Below are 1,376 nucleotides of genomic sequence, written 5' to 3' on the forward strand. Positions count from 1 at the left end.
GGACCGCGCGCGGCGGGCCGCGGGGAACGTGGCGTACGCGGTCGCGTGCGCGGCCGCCGGGGCGGTCCTGCTGGCGAGCGGCCTGTCGTTCTTCGTCCTGAACAGCCTGCGCGGCCTCGGCTCGTCGCACGCGATCGGGCACGGCCCGAGATCGGCCGACGGCGCGACGAACATCCTGCTCATCGGGCTCGACTCGCGCAAGGACCAGAACGGCGACCCGCTGCCGAAGGCGGTCCTGCGGCAGCTCCACGCGGGCAGCGCGCGCGGCGTGAACGAGGAGGGCGTGGGCGGCTACAACACCAACACGCTGATCCTGCTGCACGTCCCGGACGACGGCGGCCGGGCGATCGCGTTCTCCATCCCGCGCGACGACTACGTGGACTACACCGACGCGGTCGGGCCGCAGCGGCACGGCAAGATCAAGGAGGCGTACGGCGTCACCAAGGCGTTCACCGAGGAGCGGCTGGTCGCGCGCGGCGAGCAGAACCGGCACCGGCTGGAGCGCGCCGGCCGGGAGGCCGCGCGGAAGGCGACGATCTCGACCGTCCGGGACCTGCTCGGCGTGCCGATCGACCACTTCGCCGAGGTCAACCTCGCCGGGTTCTACGACCTCGCCACCGCGCTCGGCGGCGTGGACGTCTGCCTCAACCACCCCGTCCGGGACGTCTACTCCGGCGCGGACTTCCCCGCCGGACGCCGGCACCTCGACGGGGCGGAGGCGCTGGCGTTCGTCCGGCAGCGGCACGGCCTCGCCAACGGCGACCTCGACCGGACGCACCGGCAGCAGGCGTTCCTCGCGTCGGTCACGCACAAGCTGGAACAGGACGGCGTCTTCGGCGACCTCCGCCGCATGCGCGCGCTGCTGAAGGTCGCCCAGAAGGACGTCGTGATGGACTCCGGCTGGGACGTCCTCGGCTTCGCGCAGCAGGCCAGGAGCCTGACCGGCGGGAACATCGAGTTCCACACGCTGCCGATCGAGGGCTTCGGCATGATCAACCGGCAGTCGGTGAACCTGGTGGACCCCGGAAAGATCCGGGCGATGGTGCACGACACCCTCCACCCGCCGAAGCGGCCCCCGGTCACCGCGGCGGCCGGGAGCGCGGGCGGCGGCGAGAGCGGGGACGGCGCGAAGGCGACCGTGGACGTGCTGAACGGCGGCGGCCGCGCCGGGATGGCCGCCCGGGTCGCGGGCGCGCTGTCCCAGGCGGGCTATCCGACCGGGAGGATCGGGAACACCGCGCCGCGCACGCGCACGACCGTGCGGTACGGGCCGGGCACCGGGGCCGCGGGCAGGCGGATCGCCAAGCTGCTCGGCGTGACGGCCACCGCCGACCCGTCGCTGCCGGCGGGCGGCGTGCGGGTCGTGCTCGGGCCCG

1 protein-coding gene is annotated in these 1,376 nt (G+C 74.6%); it reads left to right on the plus strand.

Features of this window, described 5'->3' with window-relative positions; genetic code table 11:
• The coding region (locus AB0J52_RS40725) for an LCP family protein (protein WP_500188580.1) at positions 1-1,376 on the plus strand (1,376 nt) is incomplete at both ends.

The organism is Spirillospora sp. NPDC049652 (assembly GCF_040675125.1).
Classification (GTDB): domain Bacteria; phylum Actinomycetota; class Actinomycetes; order Streptosporangiales; family Streptosporangiaceae; genus Spirillospora.